Source organism: [Flexibacter] sp. ATCC 35208, assembly GCF_001975825.1.
In the GTDB taxonomy this organism is placed as follows: domain Bacteria; phylum Bacteroidota; class Bacteroidia; order Chitinophagales; family Chitinophagaceae; genus Chitinophaga.
Genome location: NZ_MTKN01000008.1, coordinates 13,440 through 36,384, shown reverse-complemented (window position 1 = coordinate 36,384; position 22,945 = coordinate 13,440). Strand labels below are relative to the sequence as shown.

Genomic DNA, 22,945 nt, shown 5'->3' with positions numbered 1-22,945 from the left:
TTAGCGGCATGCCTATGATTACAAAGAAACACACAAGATGGATGCTCGTGCTGTGTAGCGCGATGCTTATTTTATTCTCCTCCTGTAGCAGGAAAATTACCGAGAGCGGAAAAGCATCTTATTATGCTGACAAATTTGAGGGAAGGAAAACCGCCAGTGGCAGTATTTTTCATCAGAACAAAATGACCGCCGCACACCGTACCTTACCATTTGGTACAAAAGTAAAAGTGGTGAATATCGCCAACGGCCGCTCTGTAAAGGTAACCATCACAGACAGAGGCCCCTTTGTTGAAGGAAGAGTGATAGACCTATCAAAGAAAGCTGCAAAGAAGCTGGGCATGATTAGTACCGGAATGGCGCCAGTAGAAATAAAATATAAAAAGAAAAAATAAAAAAATGTGGGCAGTAACAAAGAGGGATCCCTCCTGTACTGCCCACATTCATTTTACATGCCTGCTCAAGCGTGAACACCTTCTCCAATCTCTTCCACCATTTTCCTGCAAAAAGCAGGCAGATCATGTGGGTTACGACTGGTAACCAGTCCATTATCTACTACAACCTCCTCATCCACCCAGTTGGCGCCAGCGTTTACCAAATCCGTCTTTAAAGAAGGATAGGAGGTAACCCTTCTTCCTTTTAACTCACCTGTTTCAATCAACGTCCACGGACCATGGCAGATAGCAGCTATTGGCTTGCTATCATCAAAAAAGCCGCTTACAAAGTTTACGGCATCCTGATTCTCACGTAAATGATCAGGATTCATCACACCGCCTGGTAATACCAGGGCATCATAATCTTTCGCATTGGCATTGCTTACTGTCAGCGTAACGGGATAGCTTTTACCCCAATCTTTTTCAGCCCACGCTTTTACTTCTCCATCGTGGAGGGATACAACGTCTACTTCCGCACCAGCATCTTTTAATGCCTCCATGGGCTTGGTAAATTCTACTTCTTCAAAACCATCTGCCACCAGGATGGCCACTTTCTTATTACTCAGCTTGTTTTCCATAATTCATGTTTTAAAAATGATGGTGTTTAAGTGCTGATTATGCCAGTACAAAAACCCTTCCTTTTAGTCATCCACTACCAGCGGGTATTTTAACAGATGATTTCCCCATTTGGATTGTCCACATTTTTACTCAATGCAGGTATCGTTACTCATTTTTCTTACATTTTTGTAGTATTTATTCTATTTTTTTTGGAATTCTTATGACAGTAGTGTTATTTGCAGGACAATCAGTGTGAACCATATACCTTCTGAGAATGACGAGAAATACCATCACAACAAAATGGAAGTGAGTGTCATGGGATGTGTTTGAAACTGACTTAATTTTTACCCATTCTTTATTTGTAATTCCCTATTTCTGGTACTAACGTTTTTGTTGTTCCGTAAGTTTTACGGAAGCGTAAGTATTATAATACTTAGTCTCCATATCCTATCTTAATAACCAATCTTTTGCTGCTGGTGGAACGTTCGCCTGCAGTACCTTTTGCAAATGAAAGGCCATATCTTTAGAAGCGCTTTGCTACATAGCAAAGCGCTTTTTTGTTTAAATTTATAACATGCGTAAGTCGAAGTCCATCATACCCATTCCGATTCCGGATGTACTGAACCCATTCAAGGTGAGGAAACAACGGATTATGAACTATAACCCAGTGACAGGCCCTACTTCACGCCCGCCGGGAAGATGTGAGAAAGTAACAATTTTTGATTACACTCCGGTTCATTTCACAGAGAGCTCAGGGGAGGATCATCGCACGATTTTCAAATACATTGATACACCAGAAGCAACCTGGATCAATGTAGATGGAATCAACAAGGAAACGGTGCATGAGATCTGTACAAAAATCGGCATTCACCTGCTGCTGGAAGAAGATATTATGAGCGTCGGACAGCGGGCCAAGATGGATGAGATAGGGCAACACCTGTTTGCCTTACTGCCGATGGCGTATTACAATGTAGAGACAGCAACTATAGAATATGAACAGGTGAGCATTGTACTAGGAAAAAATTATGTCATTTCCTTCCAGGAAGAAGCGACCAGAGATGTATTCGATCATGTAAGAGAAAAACTACGGATAGAAAATTCGCGGATCCGCAGCGCAGGGGCAGATTATCTATGTTATAACCTGCTCGATGTGATTGTGGATAGCTACTTCCTTATTCTTGATAAACTAGGTGACCGTATAGAGCTGATGGAAGATCTGGTGCAGCATCAACCTAATACCCGCACACTGGCGCGGATCAATTACCTGCGCAGGGAGCTATTGTTATTTAAAAGAGCGATCTCACCGGTACGGGACCTGATCAATGGGTTTATGAAATGCGAAAGTCCGCTGCTGGATGAGCGGACTATGAAATATTTTAAGGACGTGTATGATCATATCATACAGGCCAACGATCTGGCGGAAAACTACCGTGAAGCACTCCTGAACGTACAGGAACAATATCATACCCAGATCAACCTGAAGATGAATGAGATCATGAAGGTACTGGCGGTGGTGACGACACTGATGGCGCCATTAACTTTGGTAGCAGGTATCTACGGGATGAACTTTGAGTACATGCCGGAGCTGCATACCCACAACGGGTACTTTATCGTATTAGGATCTATGATCTTCATGCTGGTGGGCATGATCATTTTCTTCAGAAAAAGAGGATGGTTCTGATTATTTCTTTTTGAAGATCGGTACGGTGGAGCAAGGTTCTCCGTACATGATACTTTTTGCCACCGGGCGCAGCAAACGGGTGATTTCCACATAAGCGGCTTCGCCGGCGCCTTTATCTCCACAACCTTTCACAACCACACGTTTGTCTTCGTAAGCGGTCATGTCAATTGCATTGAGGCGCTTCATGAACTGGGTTTTGAAGATTTCTTCTTTAGAACCAAAGGCTGCATAGTGTGCGATGGGTTCCAGGTAGGTCATGACGAGCATGTAGCCCCAAAATGGAACTACAGCATCTGCAGAACAGATGATGGCGACATTTTTATTGCGATATTGTTCCCAGTCTAATTCTTGAAGGGCGGCACGGAAATCTTTCTCTTTCAGGATCATCTCCATGAAAAGATATTGTTTCAGGTCGAAAACAACAGTTTCTTCCTGAGGATAGTAGTCTTCCAGATCTAATGTGAGGAGTCCACTTTGCGCTACTTTGTTTACTATCTCTTCCATGAATCAAATTTACTAAATAATCGCGTGTAAGAACGAATGAAAGCGAAGGAGGTCAGACNNGTCTGACCTCCTTCGCTTTCTAAAAATTTCGCTCCCAGCTTTGCTGGGAGCGAAATTTTTACTCATTTAAAACAATACCCCATAAACAAAAAAGCCCTGGGCGTATGCCCAAGGCTTAATATTTATCAGTTATTATATTCCTTAAAAGAATTTAGCACGATTGTCTTCAATCTTATTCAGTTTCTTCAGCACTTCATACAGTTGACCACCCTGATCCAGTGTACCTTTCACAGTTTGCTCATATTGAGTTGCCATAGTAAGCGGATCCATGCCCTGTGTATTTGGTACAAAGCTATCAACCTTCACTACATACACACCAGCATTACCTTCAATTGGTGCAGTAACTTTACCAACACCCCATGCTTTATTGAAGATAGCACCTACTACTCTTGGTTCAAAGCCCATGGAAGCAACAAACGGGGTAGCGAAGTTTACATTGTCAGCTTTCAGCTGTGGCTGGTTTACAGCGGCAGCAGCAGCTTCCAGGGTAGCAGGAGATTTCAGCTTAGCAATCAGCTGCTCAGCTTTCTTCTGTTTCTTCACCAGTCCTTCTACTTCTGGTCTTACTTCATCCAATGTTTTAGTACCTGCTGCACGAATACCGGTCAGGACAGCTACTACATATTTACCATCGAAAGTGAATACATTGCTCACGTCACCTTTCTTAGCTTCGTAAGCCCAATGAACTAATTCGCGGGCTGCACCGATACCTGGAATTACGAAATCCATAGGACGGAGATTATCAGCAATACGTTTGTTCAAACCTTTTTCCTGTACTGTCTTTTCGAAAGTTTTTGCGTCATGGTTCTGAGCAGCAAATTCGTTGGCAGCAGCATAAGCTTTACTATCAGTTTCATTGCTGGCTTCCACTGGTTTACCCAGGTAAGCTACTTTAAGCGCAGGACCAAAGTTCTTCTGGCTCATAATCTGGATCAGGTGATAACCAAACTGGGTTTTCACCACTTTAGATTCACCAGTTTTACCATCCAGTGCAAAATCTTTGAATTCAGGAACGAAAGAAGAAGAAGGAGTTACATCATACTCACCACCATTTTCTTTGCTACCAGGATCATCAGAGTACTGAGCAACCAGTGCTTTGAAATCTGCGCCACCTTTTACAGCAGCTGCAATGCTATCGATACGGATCTTAGCCAGAGAATCTGACAGACCTGCACCAGTCTGAGGATTAGCAGTAGCAATTAATATATGACGCACTTTTACACTATCAGGTAAAGTTTTGCGATCCATCATTTTTGCAAATACGATCATGCTACCGTCGTAGTAAGGTCCGAACGTGCTACCAACTGGCAGACTAGCGATGGTATCTTTCTGAGGAACCATCAGTGCGGATTTAGCAACATAACCATCAAAGTATGCGATATCAGAATTGCGTTTTACGAAGTTTTCAATATCTGCAACACCAGTTGTATCCATTTCATCTTTTGCTTCGAGCAATACTTTCAGTGCATTAGCAGTATCCTGAGCGGAAGGCAGTGCATTGAAAGAGATGTAATCTACACGACGGCCTTCTTCAGATTTGAAGTTAGCTTTGTGTTTATTAATATATGTATTCAGTTCACCATCGGTTACAGCGATAGTAGAATCTGCAATAGATGCATATGGAACAGATACATAAGATACATTCGCAAACTGTGAATTATCTTTTATCTGAGCGTCAGCCAACCATTTAGGATAATATACACCACCTTTAATAAGAGATACATATTTTTCCTGCATTCTTGACCTTACAATATAGTCATCCATCTGTTTCAACGCAGTACTAATCCTGCCGGTCTGGTCCTGGCTAGCATTATTACGTACCTGCTGTAATGCAGAACGGTCAAACTGACCGGTTTTTTTGTCTGTGAATTGCTGAACAACAACAGGATTTGGATCTTTACCAGTGTATTGATCTAAAAGTTCATTTTCAGTTACCTGAATACCCAGTTTATCATACTGAGCAGTCATGATCTGTTCGCTTACGAACTGATTCCAGGCCTGCTCACGTGCATACTGTTGGATCTGTTCAGTCACGGCACCGGTTGGGCTTTGCTGACGAGCAGAAGCTTCCGCATCCTGGATCATTTGTTGGTACGTAGAGAAGTCTAATTCTTCTCCATTTACTTTACCCACCGTGGTAGAACGGCGCATGATGGAATTTCTGCCGAAAAAGGCATCCTGCAGCAGGAAACTGACAATAGCCACGCAGATCACCACTACGATCACCACGGCATATTTATCCCTGATCTTCTGAATAACTGACATATATTATATAGTCTAAATTTTTTAAGGAAAGCAAAAATAGAATAAAATAACTGTAACTACAAAACAGTTTTTTTTGTCTCAAACCCAATACAGTAAAGGATTTCATCGCAAATCACGGTATAGGTATTTTATCTTTCATTCACAGGTTATCCACATTAAGGTTAAAAAAGACAGTATTGTGTACACTCCAAAATCACCTCCCAGAGGTCCGCTACTGACGTTTATTTCGGGCTTAAACCACTTAATCAATTTAAGGATTCAATATTCACATTTTAGATTGTCCAGATTCCTGATTCACATCTAAATGTGTACAAAAGTGAAAGTAAAACTAAAAACGGGAAATGCATAGAGAAATAATTTTTGAGCTCGTTTTATCCACATGACCTGTTAAAAAACCCTCCTTTTTTGTTCAATAACCTCTGAAAAACCCGAGTTCGTTGACCGTAAAACTAAATTTGTTATTTCCTTAAATGTTGGTCTGAATGAAAAATGGTCCGTTTTGTGAATTGTTATACCCGGTAGTTAACACTTTCTTAATACTGGGTGCCCTAACAAAATATTCACGCCATGAGAAATCCACCTATGTGGATATTAGTACCAAAAATCAATACTATGGCCGAAATGGGCTGTTAATTTCCTGTGAATAGAACAGGCAAAAAGAATAACAACTACATTTGTACACGGTGGCAAAAATTACTTTCCCCATATTCACAGCCCTAGTAGTAGTGGGTTTTTCTTTTTTAAAAGAATAAATTATAAATATAGTTATGATAAGGGAGCTCGAAATCGCAAAAAAAGATTTGCAACGAAAAGGTTTTTTGGATTTGCCGGTCAATTCGCGTTTGGATCTTTTTGAAGAAATCGAAAGATTAAAAAAAGAAAAAAATGCAATCGTCCTCGCGCACTATTATCAGGAACCAGATATCCAGGACGTAGCAGATTACATCGGGGACAGTCTCGGACTTAGCCAACAGGCTGCCAAAACCGATGCTGACATAATCGTTTTTGCTGGTGTGCACTTTATGGCCGAAACCGCAAAAATTCTAAGTCCGCAGAAAAAGGTGCTGTTACCTGACCTGAAAGCGGGTTGTTCACTTGCCGATAGCGCACCGCCGGAGTTATTCCGCAAGTTCAAAGAAAAACATCCTGACCATCTGGTTATTTCCTACATCAACTGTTCTGCGGGAATCAAAGCGCTCAGCGATATCATCTGCACCTCCTCTAATGCCGAAAAGATCATCGATAGCGTCCCCACAGACCAGCCCATCATTTTTGCCCCCGACAGGAATTTAGGGGCTTATTTGGCCAAGAAAACGGGTAGAAACATGTTACTCTGGAATGGAGCTTGCATGGTTCACGAGATTTTTTCCCTGGAAAAGATCACCCGACTCAAGATCCGCCATCCCAAAGCCAAAGTTTTGGCGCATCCGGAATGTGAAGCAGCTGTGCTCGAAATCGCTGACTATATAGGATCCACCACTGGTATCCTGAACTTTTCCAAAAAAGATGATGCCAAAGAATACATCGTGGTGACCGAAACAGGAATTCTCCACCAGATGCAAAAGGAAAATCCAGGCAAAACTTTTATTCCTGCACCACCTAACAATGCATGTGCTTGTAATGACTGCCCACACATGAAACTCAATACACTCGAAAAGCTTTACTTATGTATGGAATACGAGGAACCGGAAATCACTATGAACGAACAACTCCGTATAGCGGCCAAAAAACCCATTGAACGGATGCTGGAGATTAGTGCACAGGCTGGTCTGTAATTTAAAGTATTGAAATACAAATAGTTATGAATTAATTATTTGATTCTAAAGCCCGGTTAGTCATTTAACCGGGCTTTTTTGTGCCCATAAGTGACCTGTAGTTGTGCTATAGTATATATAATGGTGTGGATATCTATGGGATTAAATTGTGAAAGGCTTCCTGAATGAACCGCTTGAGAATTCAATAAAATTTATGTGTCAAGGGGTAGATAAGGTACACTTAATTCTCAGAGCTTTCACAAATTCAGATTATATGCCTGCTTATCCACAGCTGATTCACAGAATGTGGGAATAGATAATGAAAATAAAAATGAAGGCCCTGAGAATTGCGTAGAATTATTCTGGTCCACCCATTGTCCGCATCACTTCATTCTCGAGCCCTTCAAATAGAATTTTACTCTCTTTATTCACAAAATTCTTACACATCCCCTATGTGTATAATGAAGCTTATTAGAATTCAATGGGTAATTAACACATAATGTGAACTACTGTATAGTTAAATGTGAAAGCGTTGTTGATTGAAGGGCTTGAGGTTTTAATGAAATTTATAGATATGAGGTAGGATAGGAGTCATTTCATTCTCAGCCTCTTTAAAAAAGAAGCCTTTATAATTGCGATGAAATTTGACTATCAAGGATAGTATAAATGTCATTCAATTCTCAGGGCCTTCATATATAAAGGCCCTGAGAATCGTGTGGAAATGTTAATAATTGAGCTGAAATAGGTTCGTTTAATTCTCAGCGCGTTCGTAAAAGCAGATATTTTAAACAATTATCCACATAAAATTCACAAAAAATGGAAAGGTGACTAAATTTCAAAATGAAGGCCAGGAGAATCGCATATATAATGATCACCTGGGTATGGTCTAAGCTGTTTGATTCTCAAGGCCTTCAAAAATTAAATTAGTCTGCGCACTTTTCCACAAATGTGTGTAAATGCGAATTCACAATTCACATCAGTCCCCCATTTACATTGAGTACTGAGCCGTTTATATATGAATTATGCACAACAGTTTCAATGAGGTTAGACACATCCTGTGGATTACCTATTCTGCCTACAGCAATGCCCTGTGCATAGCTTTCAAAGGCTGCACTTTTCTCCTCACTGTTTAAAAAGTTCCACCAATCAGTATCGATCACACCTGGTGACACAGCATTGATGCGTAATGGTTTTAATTCCTTTGCAAGAATAGGTACCATGATCTCCAGGGCGCCGTTGATCGCCGCCAAACCAGCTGTACCAGGCAGTTTTGCCGTGGAGGATGCTGCAGTGATGATAGTAATGCTACCATCCTTATCCAGCCATGGGAGTGCAGCCTGAATGGTTTGTAAGTGTGGCCAGAATTTGCCATCAAAGCCGGCACGGAGATCAGTCAGATTTATGGTGGCGAATGGGCCACCACCTTTTGAACTACTCAGGGTGAGGATCAGGTGGTGAAAATGACCAGTTTGTGCAAAGAAGTATTTCAGTGCATCGGCATCGGTACTGTCTAAAGAAATGGCTGTGATACCAGGGGCTGTTAACCTGGCAGCAGCTAACTTTTCTTCACTACGGCCGGTTACTATTACAGATGCACCTTTTTCGGCGAACAGTTTTGCAGTGGCTAGTCCAATTCCGGAAGTACCACCGGCGACGATTATTTTTTCCATTGTACGTATTGTTTGTTTCAACCGTACAAAGTTGCAAATACCAGGAGGGGAAAAATTGTTTGAATGATGCGTTGAATTGATCAGATTATGCTTCTGTATTGGAGTGGTGTTCCTCCGGTGGTTTTGCGGAAGAAGTGATTGAATGCAGCTGGCTCGCTAAAGTCCAACTGATAAGCAATTTCTGAAATGGAGAGTGAGGTATTTTGTAATAATACTTTTGCTTCCTGCACCAACATTTCCTGAATGGCATCGGAGGCAGTGCGGTTAGTCGTACTTTTTACAACCCTGTTCAGGTGGTTGGGTGTGACATGGAGCATACGGGCATAGTCGCTCACCTGCCGGTATTGCAGGAAGTGCTGGCTCACCAGTTTATAAAAGAGCGTGACCATATGGGTCGTTGCTGGAACGTTGTTGACTGGCGATTGCCTTTCATAAGATCTTTTGGCTGTCAATAGTAACAGGTAGACATACATTTTGATAGCAGTCAGTTTACCTGAATGATCTGCCTTTAGTTCTGTATCTATTTTTCCTATAAAATTTACTATTTCATTGATTTCCTGCTCGTTGCAATTTAGTAGCTGGGAACCAGCATAGTCATAGAAAGGGAATTCGGCGCTCATATGCACATGTGGGAGTAGGCCTTCAAGAAAGGTTGAGTCAAATAATATATAGTAACCGAAGATGTCAGGGCTGGCGTTAGACTTACTATGTACTTGTCCGGGGATAGAGAATGTCAGGCTGGAAGGTCCTATATCGAAATGCTCCAGACCTAACTGCATATGGAGATTGCCCTGAAGGATAATACCGACTCTGTAAAATGTAGATTTTGCCGGACCATAATCCGGTATCATGCCTTCGGTGGGGTACAACTCAAATCCTGGGATCTGATGTTGTACTGGTAAATTGTTATACCCAAAGATGACATTGGAAGAAGTACGATGACGTTCCTTATGAAATGTATCAAGGTGATGGGTAGGCAAAGAATTGGATGAGGGCATGGATCAGGTATTTATTTGAGAGGCGGAAATCTTTAAGAGAGTTCTTCTACCCAGATATAATCTGCTTCGGTTTTGCGGAGGGAAAGATTATATCCAGCTACCATAATTGAGATGGGATCTCCAAGAGGTGCGATTTTTTCAATCTTTACTGTTTCACCTGGCACACATCCCATTTCCATTAATTTTATATGTAAATCGTCGCTTTCGAAAGCAGTAATCACGGCACTTTTTCCTATCGCAAGGGAGGACAATTTAATCGCACTTTTTTTCATCTCATGTGGTGTTTAATCAATGGTGCAAAGGTACTGGCTACTGGGGAGACCCCCAAAGATAGTGTGCTGTTAATCAGAAATTTCACTATACTTTTACATATAGATTTACACTATAAAACAGCAGTTGTATATGGCGATTAATTTTACTTCCCACGAGGTAAAGGTAAACCTGAAAGAGAAAACAAGGTTGAAGGCATACATAAAAGAGAAGTTTGCAAGAGAGGGACAAAAATTGAAGGACTTACAATATGTGTTTTGTTCAGATGAGTACCTTTTGGAAATTAATCAGCAGTTCCTGCAACATGATACTTATACAGATATTGTAACTTTTGAATTGGGTACAGATCCTAATGTAACGGAAGGGGAGATCTATATTAGTATAGATAGAGTGAAGGATAATGCAGAGAAGTTCAAGGTACCTGTAGAGCAGGAATTGCATAGGGTTATTTTTCATGGAGCACTTCATTTATGTGGATATAAGGATAAGTCAAAAGAGCAGTCGGCTGCCATGAGGGCAAAGGAAAATGAGTGTCTGAAGGAATATTTAGGTATTACGGTATAAATGTTCCACGTGGAACATTGTTTATTTTTTGAAAAGCTACCTCATTTGGGTAGCTTTTTTATTAGCACTAGAATTATTTTTTCTTTTTAGGTATACCATTGCCATATCATGGCTACGGTGTAACACCGTCATTTAATCATCACCAAAAGTGCACCAAAAGGTCACCTCAATATCCCAGGGATATTGAGGTGACCTTTTGGTGCACTTTTGGTGGTATGTTGGCAATGAAGTTATACTATAGCTTCACTCTATTTGTGAATGTTCCACGTGGAACATAATATGTGGTTCCTTGGTTGTACCTTTGCATCTCTAGTATAATTATAATTATGTTTCCATCTTACGATGTTATAGTGGTAGGCGCAGGACATGCCGGTTGCGAAGCAGCGGCGGCTGCCGCGAATATGGGTTCAAAGGTTCTTCTGGTAACCATGAACATGCAGACTATTGCCCAAATGAGTTGCAACCCAGCTATGGGAGGTATCGCAAAAGGACAAATAGTAAGGGAGATCGATGCCATGGGTGGATACTCTGGTATTGTGACCGACCAGTCCATGATCCAGTTCCGTATGTTGAACAGATCTAAGGGGCCTGCTATGTGGAGCCCCCGTACACAAAATGATAGAATGCTCTTCGCAGCCAAGTGGAGGGAAGCATTGGAGCAAACCCCAAATGTGGATTTCTATCAGGATATGGTGAAAGGCCTTCTTGTAAAAGATGGTATTTGCTATGGGGTAGTGACAGGTCTTGGACATGAAATCAAAGCAAAAAGTGTTGTTCTCACCAACGGAACTTTCCTGAATGGGGTAATGCACATCGGCGATAAACAATTCGGTGGAGGAAGGGTTGCAGAGAAAGCTGCGACCGGAATTACCGAACAATTAGTTTCCTTTGGTTTCGAAAGTGATCGCCTCAAAACAGGAACACCTCCTCGTATCGATGCCAGAAGTTTGGACTATTCCAAAATGGAAGAACAAAAAGGTGATGATGTCATCACAGGTTTCTCTTACCTGGATATTGAGAAGATAAAACCTGAGCAACAAAGAAGTTGTTTTATTACCTATACCAGCAATGAGGTACATGAAATGCTGAAGACTGGTTTCGACCGGTCACCTATGTTCCAGGGTAGAATACAGGGTAGGGGACCTAGATACTGTCCAAGTATCGAAGATAAAATAAACAGGTTCGCCGAAAGGGATAGACACCAGTTGTTCGTAGAACCAGAAGGTTGGAACACCGTAGAGATTTACGTGAACGGATTTTCTACCTCCCTCCCTGAAGATGTACAATATAAAGCCCTGCAATTAGTGCCGGGTTTTGAAAATGTTAAGATGTTCCGTCCGGGGTATGCCATCGAGTATGATTACTTTCCACCTACCCAGTTGCAGTTCTCACTGGAGACCAAACATATTCAAAACCTGTTCTTTGCAGGTCAGATAAATGGTACTACCGGGTATGAGGAAGCAGCATGTCAGGGTTTGATGGCAGGTATTAATGCTCACCTTAAGGCAACTGGTCAGCCACCTTTTGTACTGAAAAGAAGTGAAGCATACATCGGGGTACTCATCGATGACCTGATCAACAAGGGTACAGATGAACCTTACCGTATGTTTACCTCCCGTGCAGAATTCAGAACATTGCTTCGTCAGGATAATGCGGATCTAAGGCTGACCGAACGAAGTCATAAAATTGGTTTGGCAAGAGAGAACAGGATGGAAAAAGTAAGATCGAAATCAGAAGGAGTAGAAAAAATAAAAGCGATTCTGAAAGAATTGCCTATCGATCCGGAAGAAATTAACCACTTCCTGGCAGAGAAAAATACTTCTCCACTGCCTCAGAGAATTCGTGCTTACCAGATTTTGTTACGTCCATCTATGGATATTTTCTCTATGAGGGATAATGTGACAAGGATGAAAAATGCACTTGCTGCATTTGATGATGAAACTTTGGAACAGGCAGAGATCCAGATCAAGTATGAAACATACATCGAAAAGGAAAATGAACTGGTAAAAAGAATGAGTCAACTCGAAGACCTGGTGATCCCGGATAGTTTTGATTATACAAAATTGGTATCATTGAGTGCAGAGGCAAGGCAGAAATTTAATAAAATCAGACCTCGTACTTTGGGGCAGGCATCCAGAATCAGTGGGGTAAATCCAAGTGATGTACAAATTCTGATGGTGTATATGGGGCGATAAAACTCGTATTTTAATTTTTTATTTATAGAATAAAAAATACATGCTTTTGTAGAGCATGTATTTTTTTTTGACTATATTCGTTTCTATAAGTACTGAATCATATCCCTCAATGAAACGACACAACTATGAGCACTAGACCAATATATATTTTCCCTGTAGTATGATTCCTACTTTAAACCTTATGAAATTATCCACCTTTTAGAAAATAAAACTGAACATACGTTTTTATAAATTCCTGTATTCGTAGCTTAAGAAATTTGTCATGAAGGGCAAGGTATTCCCTTGCCTCAATATTACTTAAAGTGAAGGTTAAATTAGAAGTATAATAAACACCCGGTCCCTTTCTTCGGACTGGGTTCTTTGTTTTTAAATAGGCCAATGAAAATGGCGTTATGAATATTTACAAAGACAAAATTCATAGTGTCCATCGAAAATCATGACTTTTTCGATTGATAAGGCGTTATTTCTTTTAATTTATTGAAAATCAATTATTTATGTTATTTCAAAATGACTTCATTATCTCCTTAAATTTCGACGATCATTTAATGACCTATACCAATCCTTCAAAATAAAGGTCAAATTAAAATTACCCCCTTAAAATGCGTTTTCCTGTTATTAGATACTTTTAGTAATTTGTTTAGGCATAACAATTCCCGAATATGATCAAAATCTTACTCACCAGCACAGCTTTACTATTTGCCTCTACTTTGCTTGCACAAACAGATACATCCGCTGAAAAATATTTACTCATCGGTGCCTATACCAAAACATCAGATGAGGGTATCAGCGTCTATGCTTTCAACACCCAAACCGGTACCTTCCGGTTTGTAAGCACTGCGAAAAATGTAGAGAACCCTTCTTACCTGGTTATCTCTCCGGATCACAAATATGTGTATGCCGTGGATGAAACCAATGGAAATAATCCAGGGAATGTAAGTGCCTTTGAATGGGATACTATTTCCGGCCAACTTACCTTTCTAAATAAACAACCTTCAGGTGGTGACGACCCTTGTTATATCACCACTGACCAGGATGGAAAATATGTGGTAGTCGCCAATTACTCAGGGGGCAGTTTTTCTATCCTCCCTGTGAAACCAGATGGCCGACTCGAAGCACCTGTACAAACTATTGAACATACCGGCTCCGGTCCCAACAAAGAGCGACAGGAAAAACCACATGTGCATTGTGTATATTTCAGCCCGGATCACCAGCAATTATATGTATCCGATCTGGGCATAGATCAGATAGCTATTTACAATTACCGTCAGGGTGATGTGCAACCAGTAGTACCAGCTAATCCTGGATTTGCACCTTTCCCTCCGGGGTCAGGTCCCCGCCACCTGGTATTCCATCCCAATGGAAAATGGGTGTATGTACTGCATGAACTGGATGGAAAAATTACAGCCTTCCATTATGATAAAGGAAAGCTGACACCTTTCCAGCCAGTGTCCATTCTTCCGGACAATTTCAAAGGCAAACCCTGGGCAGCCGACCTCCACATTTCACTGGATGGAAAATTTTTATACGCAACAAATCGTGATCCCCTTAATAATATTTTGACTTTTTCTATCAATGCCAAAACAGGGAATCTGGTGAAAAAAGGAGAGATCGCAACAGGTGGAAAAACACCAAGAAATTTTGTGATCGACCCGAGCGGCAACTTCCTGTTGGTGGCTCATCAGAATTCAAATAATGTGACTGTCTTTAAAAGAGACAAAGTAACCGGACTCCTCAAAAAACAAAAGGAAGAGCTGAAGACACCTAGCCCGGTATGTTTGAAATTCATAGGCAGTAATTAAATCGTATTGGCATAACTTTTTCGATAAATACTTAAAAGATCAAGCCATGAAAAAAGAAAACTTAAAAAATAAAGATGGGAATGAACACATTCCAACCCAGGATGAATTAGCGGAAAAAAGAGATCAGACATTTCCGGGATATCCTACTTATCCTGCCAGTGAAGACATCATGAACAATGAAGAGAGAGAGGAACTGGATGTGGAAGGCGTAACAGGATCTCGAAGAATCAACAATGAAATAGCCAGAGAAGAAGGTTCCGTTCCGGAAGAATTTAATGATGAAGATGACCTGGATGTACCAGGCAGTGAACTGGATGATGCGGATGAAGAAATTGGTGAGGAAGATGAAGAAAATAATTATTACAGCTTAGGCGGAGACAGGCATGAAGATCTGGACGAGACGAATGAAGATGATATTTAATCAATTACAATAATGGTGTGAACAATCTGCACACTGCATCTATAAAACGCTGCCAGATAGAGCGGTTTTTCCAGGTGCGCCGTTCGATCTGAACGGCATCCTGTAAATCCTGTTCAAAGGCAGCGTTTAATTTATGTACTACCGGCCGGTCATATACGACTACTGCAATTTCACTGTTCAAATAAAAGCTTCTGTTATCAAGGTTTACAGTACCTACTATTGCCAGGTTATCGTCGATCACGATGGTCTTGGCGTGAATAAATCCTTTCTGATAGAAATACACTTTTGCACCTGCATCCAGCATAGGTTTCACGTATGATTGTGCAGCATGTTGTACAAAGAATGAATCGCCACGCGAGGGTATTATTAGTTCTACATTTTTCCCTGCCAGGGCGGCCATCTGCAATGCACTCAGTATCTGATCATTAGGAATGAAATAAGGATTGCTGATACGGATACTTCTTCTTGCTACATTGATCGCCATAAGTATGGTCTGCATCGACATAGGAAAATCTGAATCAGGTCCGCTGGCTACGATATCTGCAAAGCAATGTTCTTTTATACTGGAACGATGAAAGTAAGGATCACTGAATGGAAATGTATTCTTACTGCAATAGCGATAACTCATCATGAACTGTAACTGCAACAGGTTTACCACATCACCTTCCAGCTGCAAATGCGTGTCTCTCCAGAACACAGGATGCTTACCGTTATTGAGATACCGGTCATCCATATTGATGCCGCCAGTGAAGCCGATATTGCCATCTATGACGATAATCTTACGGTGATTACGATAGTTTGCATTCAGGTAGAAATTGATGAGTACAGGTGAGAACTTAAATACTTCCGCACCATGTTCTTCCAACAGATCCGGGATATCGCCAATGTCACTGCATCCCAGGTCATCGTATACAAACCTGACTTCTATACCTTCTTTTAATTTCTCTATGAGTATGTCTGCTACTTCGTTGCCTACATCATCTGCGGCAAAGATGTAGTACTCCATGTGTATATGATGTTTGGCTTCCCTGAGTGCTTTCATCACTGCCGGGAATTTCTCTTCACCATTGAGTAAGATCTGGACTTTATTATTCTGAGAAAGGACGGAGTTTCTGGTATTCAACAGCATAGCAGAGATCTCCTGTTTGCTGGCTACGGAATTGCGGAGGGCGAGCTGCATGTGCTCAATTTCTCTACGCTGTGATTCCCAATATCTTAGCATCAAAGTCTCGTCCTTACTGCCTTTCAGGGTAAAGCGGCGACGCTTGCGGAGGTCACGGCCCAGGTAGTAGTATACAATCAATCCGAGAATGGGGACGAACACCAGTAACATGATGTAAGACAACGCTTTGACAGGGTTACGGTTTTCCAGCAGGATAGTGCCGACCACCCCTATAAAGGAAAGGCTGATCAATACATAGCCGATGATCTTGATGGCGATGTGCCAGTTCGTGCCCCAAAGAAAATATAATACCTGATACACGTGTTGTTATATGGTTATGTATGATAAAGATAGTGCTGAAATTCTATATCGAACGAATTGATGCTGCCAGAGACAGCATCAATTCGTTCGAAGGGCATTTGGGAAGGCTTTCGCTAAAACCTAACACCCGCATTTATAAACTGTTAATTTTCTAACTACTCAGCTATTGTACCAAATAATTATTAATATCATTCGTTCTAAAAATAATTAGTAATTTTTTTGTTGTAATAACAAGCTGTACATGCAGGAATCAATCCTCTCCAAACTGGAAGCCTCGAGAAGGGAGTTGCTCGACCTGGGGCTGCGTAACCCTTTATTAAATTATCGCTTACCGGTTAGCCGTGGAGTTCATATCGATCAGGAAAAGAGTGCCAACGTATATGAAGTGTTGGTGAAACAGGGTAAGGCGATGACGTTTTTACCCAAACCAGGAAATAAAGAAAACAAAGAGAAAGCTGTTGCCCCGGAAGATAATGCAGCTAGTATGCTGGACGACCCCAATGCATTTTTGAAAGAAGAAGTATTGGTAACACCACCTGCTACTGACGATGCAGGACTTCCGAAAGAAGAGCAAAAAGAAGGATCTACCGCACTGCCTGAAACAGTCGTGTACGATACCCGTTTGCAAACTACGGAAGCTGCCGCCGCACTACAAAACAGATTACTCAATACTTACTATGCAGCACGTACCAGTCTGGAAGAACAAGGTGTAAATATCCTCTTCCTTACTTTAGGAATGTTGCAGTGGTATGAAAAAGACAATACCAAAGAAGCAAGACAAGCACCTTTGATACTCATACCAGTATCACTGGAAAGAAGTAGTGCACGTGAGCGTTTTCGTTTACGGTATACAGGTAGTGATGTAGAGATGAACTTAAGCTTACAAACCAAGATCAAAACTGACTTCGGAATTGTATTGCCAGACATGCCGGAAACGGATGAAATTTCTATCAATGACTACCTGCAGGAAATTGCAGATGCGGTATATGGTATGCCGAAGTGGGAAGTGAAAATGGATACTGTTGAATTAGGATTTTTCTCTTTCGGAAAACTGATGTTGTACCATGACATGGATAGTGAAAACTGGCCGGCGGATGAACAACCAGCTGTGCATCCTGTATTGCAAAGTTTATTCGGTGCAGGATTTAGTGAAGGTGAATCCCGTGTAAGTGACGAAACATTTATCGACATTGAAACCAATGCACATGAAATGCATCAGGTAGTAGATGCGGATGGTTCACAACTACTCGCTATGCTTGCTGTACAGGAAGGGAAAAATCTTGTGATTCAGGGTCCCCCCGGTACTGGTAAATCACAGACCATTACGAACCTGATTGCAAATGCCATTGGTGAAGGAAAGAAAGTACTTTTCGTTGCAGAAAAAATGGCAGCGTTAGAAGTGGTGAAGAGAAGACTGGATAGTATTCAACTGGGCGATGCATGTTTAGAACTGCATAGTCATAAAGCAAATAAAAAAGAATTACATCAGGAACTGCGTCGTACACTGGAACTAGGTAAACCAGCGATCATGCAATTGCAACAGGAAGTTGCTTTACTGCATGAGTACAGACGAGAGTTGAATGATTATTGCTTATCAGTAAATGCACCTGTTGGTAAAAGTGGATTGACGCCACAACAACTGATGGGTTACCTGTTGCAATTAAAAGAAGAAGCAGGTGATCTGATCTTACCACGCATACCGATTCCTGACATTGCAAACTGGGATGCCAGCAATATGCAGCGTGCAGAAAATATGGTGAATAGAATCACTGCGCGCTTAGGTGAAACAGGTATGCCATCTGCATTATTATTCTGGGGGAGTCAGTTAACTATTTTAACACCATCAGAACAAGAGAAACTGATACCACTCATGCAACAAACTGTTGAGACAATCAAAAGTCTGCAACATGAAAGTGCGATGATTGCTGCGCAGGTAGGTACACCAATGCCACTAAATAAGAAGGATACGATGGATCTTTCTTATGTGGTACAAATGGCTTCTGTACGTCCTGAATTAACAGGTGTGAATATTTCGAATGTAGCCTGGCTGCAAAGAAAAGAAGACATCAAAGAACTGTTGCAAACAGGAAAAAGATTAGCACAGATCCATCAGGTGTATGATGCAATTTTGATACCTGAGGCATGGGAACAAAATGTGCTGGAGATCAGACAAAACCTGTTGGCATATGGAGAGAAGTGGTTCAAGTTTGCTATTGGCGATTACAATCGAAGTAATCGTCAGTTAGCTGCATTGTGTAGAAATGGTGCACCTGCTGATGCAGCTGCTAAACTTGCTTGTGTAGATGCAATCATGGAAGCAAAGCGATTGGATAAGCAAGTGCAGGATGATGAAAAATTGGCTAAAGATCTGTTTGGTCAGCGCTGGCAAAAAGGATTGAGTAACTGGAATGAACTGGAAGCAATCACTAATTATTTAAGTGATGCACATAGACAGGTAAGTATCGGTTCATATGATAAAGTGATCCTCTCTTATCTTGAAAAAAATGAGCCTGTTGCCGCAGCGAAAAAATATCTCGATACGCTGTTAAAATATTTACAACAGCATGGAGCTGCTATCGAACAAATTGTGACAGCCACTGCATTCAATGAACAAATTCGTTACAAAGAAATCACTCCTTTATTACAACGTTCTTACGAAGATCAGATCGTACTGATGGAATCATGGATTGCAGGATTACCTGAAATACATTTAATGATTTCGTGGAACAATTTAGCCACATCTGCTATCAATGAAGGATTGGAATCTTTGATCGATGCAGTTATTTATTGGCCGGAAGCACTGAAAGGTTTGAAACCTGCTTTGCAAAAAACATGGTACGAATATCTGTATGAACAGGCATTGGTGAAACATGCTGCATTGAGAAAATTTGAAAGAGCGAGTCATGAATCATCAGTGAAACAGTTTGTAAAACTGGATACACTCAACCTGCAATACAATCGTGCGCGTGCTGCATTAAAACATTGGGATGGAATACCTCCCCTGGATGCGGGTGGACAGGTAAATGTACTACGTACTGAATTCAATAAGAAAGCAAGACATATGCCTATCCGCAAACTGATGCAGGTAGCGGGATTGGCAGTGCAGGCTATCAAACCTGTATTCATGATGAGCCCATTGTCTATTGCTAATTTTTTACCACCGGGATCATTGCAGTTTGATCTGGTAATATTCGATGAAGCTTCGCAGGTAAGACCAGTCGATGCATTGGGTGCATTGCTGAGAGGAAAACAATTAGTGGTAGTGGGTGATAGCAAACAGATGCCACCAGGTAGTTTCTTCGATTCATTATTAAAGGAGACTGATGATGAAGAAAATGTGACTGCGGATATGCCAAGTATATTAGGTATGTGTGATGCACAGGGTGCTCCACAACGTATGTTGCGCTGGCACTATCGAAGCCGTCATGAATCATTGATCGCTTTGTCTAACCAGGAATTTTATGAGAACAAACTGGTGATCTTCCCAAGTCCTTGTGCGACGCATCAGATGGGATTGATTTATCATCATCTAAAAGATACTGTTTACGATCGTGGTAAAACACGTACTAATCCACAGGAAGCAAATGCAATTACAGAAGCGGTGATCAGACATGCAAAAGAACATCCTGATTTAAGTTTAGGTGTGGTGGCATTTAGTACTGCACAAATGCAGGCGATACAGGAATCACTGGAAGCAGCGAGAAAGAAACTGCCTGAAGTAGAATCATTCTTTAAAGCACATCCACATGAACCATTCTTTGTAAAGAACCTGGAGAATGTACAGGGTGATGAACGTGATGTTATTTACATTAGTATAGGATATGGTCGTACTGCTGATGGATCTGTGAGTTTAGCATTTGGTCCGTTGAATAATGAAGGAGGTGAGAAGAGACTGAACGTATTGATCACGCGTGCGAAACAAAGATGTGAGGTATTTACGAACCTGACTTCTGATGATATAGATCTGAACCGTACGGAGAGTGAAGGTGTGAAAGCATTGAAGAACTTCCTCTACTTTGCACAGCATGGACAATTGTATACACCATCTGCTGATGGATTGCCAGCGAGAGTTCCTTTTGAAGAAGAAGTAGCAAAACACTTACAGGCAGCAGGATATGTTGTACATAAACAGGTGGGTAGTAAAGGATTTTTTATTGATCTTGCTATTTCTGATCCTGAACATCCGGGTAAGTATATGATAGGTATTGTGTGTGATGGGGAAGGTTATAATTCTGCACGTTCTGCAAGAGACAGAGATAGGTTGAGACAACAGGTGATGGAAGATATGGGATGGAACTTATATCATGTATGGAGTACAGATTGGTTCAGACATCCTGCGAGAGAAATCAAGCGATTGTTAGCTGCGGTTGAACAGTCAAAAAAGAATGAAGTGATTCCTGAAGAAGAACCAGACATAGCAGAAGATTTTACCATGGTGAGAGAAGAGGAAGATATGACGATGCCAGAGCAGCCCTTGTATGAAACTGCTATCTTACCGATGGAGATTTCTTCTAAAGAATTGCATGCACATGGGTTGGATAAATTGAGAAGCTGGTTAGAAAAAATTGTGCAGGTAGAAAGTCCGGTACATACAGAGGAAGTAGCGAGAAGAATGATTGAAGCAGCAGGCGTAGCGAGAGTGGGTAGTCGTATACGTGAAACGTTGAAACAGGCGATATCAAGTGCGGAAGAGAGCGGGAGTATTGTGGTGAAAGAGCCGTTCTTGTGGGATGCGAAAATGGAAGTACCGGTATTGAGGAATAGGGCGAATATGCCTGCGGCATCAAGGAAGGTGATGTATATAGCACCGGAGGAAATGACGGTGGCGATAGAGAAGGTGGTGAGGGATGCGGTGGCGATTACGGAGGAAGCGGCAATACCTTTAGTGGCGAAGGCGTTAGGGTTTACGAGAGCGACGGAGGAGTTGAAGCTGGAGCTTTCTAATGCGATTAAACAATCTATAGAAGCAGGGGTGATATCTCAGGATGATGAATGGCTGAAAGTATGTTGATATTACCTGTCAATAACATCTTTTAATTGTAAATAAACCCAAAAGGTCCTGCCTCTGGCAGGACCTTTTGGGTTGAGTAAATGAATTTGGGTGTGGCTGAGAGCCACACCCAAATTCATTTACTTTTTTAATACAAGATCTTCCCTTGCTGCCCAATTATTTATATCCTGTTTACTCAACGCTGCCGCCATCATATCCGGAAACTTATCCGGTGTACATGCAAATACAGGTATACCTAAATTAGAAAGGAACTGTGCATTGTCATGATCATAATAAGGTGCACCATCATCATTTAATGCAAGCAATACTATTACCTGTACACCAGCTGCCACTAATTCAGCAGTACGCTTACGCATACGATCATTACTACCTCCTTCAAATAAGTCAGTGATTAATACCAGTACAGTATCTGTTGGTCTTGTAATAATCTGCTGGCAATAATTCAGTGCTAACTGAATATCTGTACCGCCACCTAACTGCACACCGAATAATAGATCAACAGGATCTTTTAATTCTTCTGTGAGATCTGCAACGGATGTATCGAATACAACCATCTTTGTTTTGATAGCAGGAATAGATGCCATGACAGAACCAAAGATACCGGAGTATACAACTGACGTACCCATAGATCCACTTTGATCCAGACAAAGTACCACATCTTTTAATGATGTTGTTTTACGACCGTAACCAATACGTGTTTCTGGTATGATCGTTTTATATTCAGGTTGATAGTGACGCAGATTTTTCAAGATGGTCGCATGCCAGTTGATTTCATTATGCTTAGGACGGCGATTGCGGATACTGCGATGTAAACTGCCGGTAATAGCTTGTTGTGTAGGTTGTGTGAGTTTCTTCAATAATTCTTCAACCACTCTGCGTACCACTTGTCTGGCCGTATCTTTTGTTTTATCAGGGATTGCATGACGCAACGTTAATAACGTTGCAACCAGGTGTACATCTGGTTCTACATTTTCCAGCATCTCTTTTTCAAAGAGCATCTGTGTGATGTTTAATCTTTGCAATGCATCGCGTTGCATAACTTGTACGACAGAAGCAGGGAAGAAGGTGCGGATGTCACCTAACCAACGGCTTACGTTAGGAGAGGAGGGACCGAGTCCTCCTTTCTTTTCACTATCGTAGAGGGCTTCGAGGGTTTGGTCCATTTTCAATTCATCACCAGTGAGATTGAAGCCGGTGCCGTCTGATTCTTTACCACCGAGTACGAGTCGCCATTTATGTAAGTTGTCCATAAGGTTTCTTTTTATTGAAATTTCTGGTGCT

Annotated in this window: 16 protein-coding genes; 8 read left to right on the top strand and 8 right to left on the bottom strand. The window is 41.4% G+C overall.

The genetic code is table 11. The features are described from left to right. Positions 1–8: 8 nt before the first annotated feature. Positions 9–392: a septal ring lytic transglycosylase RlpA family protein gene (locus tag BW716_RS07410; protein ID WP_235643533.1), complete on the top strand. Its 384-nt coding sequence runs from the start codon at positions 9–11 to the stop codon at positions 390–392. Between the two features lie 65 nt (positions 393–457). Here the strand turns inward: BW716_RS07410 and BW716_RS07405 are convergent, their stop codons facing one another. Further along, positions 458–1,009: a type 1 glutamine amidotransferase domain-containing protein gene (locus tag BW716_RS07405; RefSeq protein WP_083721895.1), complete on the bottom strand. Its 552-nt coding sequence runs from the start codon at positions 1,007–1,009 to the stop codon at positions 458–460. A gap of 554 nt (positions 1,010–1,563) precedes the next feature. Between BW716_RS07405 and corA the strand changes: the two genes are divergently transcribed. After that, positions 1,564–2,670 carry a magnesium/cobalt transporter CorA gene (corA, locus tag BW716_RS07400; protein WP_083721894.1) on the top strand — a complete coding sequence of 369 codons (1,107 nt, stop codon included), beginning with the start codon at positions 1,564–1,566 and terminating at the stop codon, positions 2,668–2,670. On the opposite strand, the gene BW716_RS07395 is transcribed toward corA, so the two are convergent. Beyond that, positions 2,671–3,174 carry a DUF2480 family protein gene (locus BW716_RS07395; protein WP_083721893.1) on the bottom strand — a complete coding sequence of 168 codons (504 nt, stop codon included), beginning with the start codon at positions 3,172–3,174 and terminating at the stop codon, positions 2,671–2,673. It lies immediately after the preceding gene. Positions 3,175–3,375: 201 nt separating this feature from the next. After that, on the bottom strand, positions 3,376–5,499 hold the full coding sequence (locus tag BW716_RS07390; RefSeq protein WP_083721892.1) for a SurA N-terminal domain-containing protein: 2,124 nt from the start codon (positions 5,497–5,499) through the stop codon (positions 3,376–3,378). A gap of 767 nt (positions 5,500–6,266) precedes the next feature. Between BW716_RS07390 and nadA the strand changes: the two genes are divergently transcribed. Beyond that, a complete protein-coding gene (gene nadA, locus BW716_RS07385) occupies positions 6,267–7,274 on the top strand; it encodes a quinolinate synthase NadA (RefSeq protein ID WP_083721891.1) in 1,008 nt (335 codons plus the stop codon). 950 nt (positions 7,275–8,224) lie between these two features. Here the strand turns inward: nadA and BW716_RS07380 are convergent. The 3 genes from BW716_RS07380 to BW716_RS07370 form a co-directional block, all read right to left on the bottom strand. After that, entirely contained in the window at positions 8,225–8,923 is a 699-nt protein-coding gene (locus BW716_RS07380; RefSeq protein ID WP_083721890.1) for an SDR family oxidoreductase, read from the bottom strand. Between the two features lie 80 nt (positions 8,924–9,003). After that, positions 9,004–9,921 carry an AraC family transcriptional regulator gene (locus tag BW716_RS07375; protein WP_083721889.1) on the bottom strand — a complete coding sequence of 306 codons (918 nt, stop codon included), beginning with the start codon at positions 9,919–9,921 and terminating at the stop codon, positions 9,004–9,006. 32 nt (positions 9,922–9,953) lie between these two features. Then, positions 9,954–10,193, bottom strand: a complete 240-nt coding sequence (locus BW716_RS07370; protein ID WP_072358978.1) for a FeoA family protein — start codon at positions 10,191–10,193, stop codon at positions 9,954–9,956. 130 nt (positions 10,194–10,323) lie between these two features. Here BW716_RS07370 and ybeY point away from each other — a divergent pair, with 130 nt between their 5' ends. The 4 genes from ybeY to BW716_RS07350 all read left to right on the top strand — a co-directional run bounded on the left by ybeY (position 10,324) and on the right by BW716_RS07350 (position 15,170). Further along, positions 10,324–10,755 (top strand): rRNA maturation RNase YbeY, encoded by a 432-nt coding sequence (gene ybeY / locus BW716_RS07365; RefSeq protein WP_083721888.1) that lies wholly within the window; start codon positions 10,324–10,326, stop codon positions 10,753–10,755. A 326-nt stretch (positions 10,756–11,081) separates the two neighbouring features. Next, the gene (mnmG, locus tag BW716_RS07360) at positions 11,082–12,950 is read left to right on the top strand and encodes a tRNA uridine-5-carboxymethylaminomethyl(34) synthesis enzyme MnmG (RefSeq protein WP_083721887.1); all 1,869 of its coding nucleotides are present in this window, start codon (positions 11,082–11,084) and stop codon (positions 12,948–12,950) included. 659 nt (positions 12,951–13,609) lie between these two features. Beyond that, positions 13,610–14,749, top strand: a complete 1,140-nt coding sequence (locus tag BW716_RS07355) for a lactonase family protein (RefSeq protein WP_083721886.1) — start codon at positions 13,610–13,612, stop codon at positions 14,747–14,749. A gap of 46 nt (positions 14,750–14,795) precedes the next feature. Further along, complete coding sequence (locus tag BW716_RS07350) at positions 14,796–15,170, top strand: hypothetical protein (protein ID WP_143708773.1); 375 nt, start codon at positions 14,796–14,798, stop codon at positions 15,168–15,170. A gap of 4 nt (positions 15,171–15,174) precedes the next feature. Here the strand turns inward: BW716_RS07350 and cls are convergent, their stop codons facing one another. Beyond that, positions 15,175–16,653, bottom strand: coding sequence for a cardiolipin synthase (cls, locus tag BW716_RS07345; protein WP_083721885.1), 1,479 nt, complete (start codon positions 16,651–16,653; stop codon positions 15,175–15,177). Positions 16,654–16,894: 241 nt separating this feature from the next. On the opposite strand from cls, the gene BW716_RS07340 reads away from it, so the two are divergent. Next, on the top strand, positions 16,895–21,664 hold the full coding sequence (locus BW716_RS07340) for a DUF3320 domain-containing protein (RefSeq protein ID WP_083721884.1): 4,770 nt from the start codon (positions 16,895–16,897) through the stop codon (positions 21,662–21,664). 119 nt (positions 21,665–21,783) lie between these two features. Here BW716_RS07340 and BW716_RS07335 read toward each other — a convergent pair. Next, on the bottom strand, positions 21,784–22,945 hold a 1,162-nt coding region (locus tag BW716_RS07335), incomplete at its 5' end, for a VWA domain-containing protein (RefSeq protein WP_306460910.1).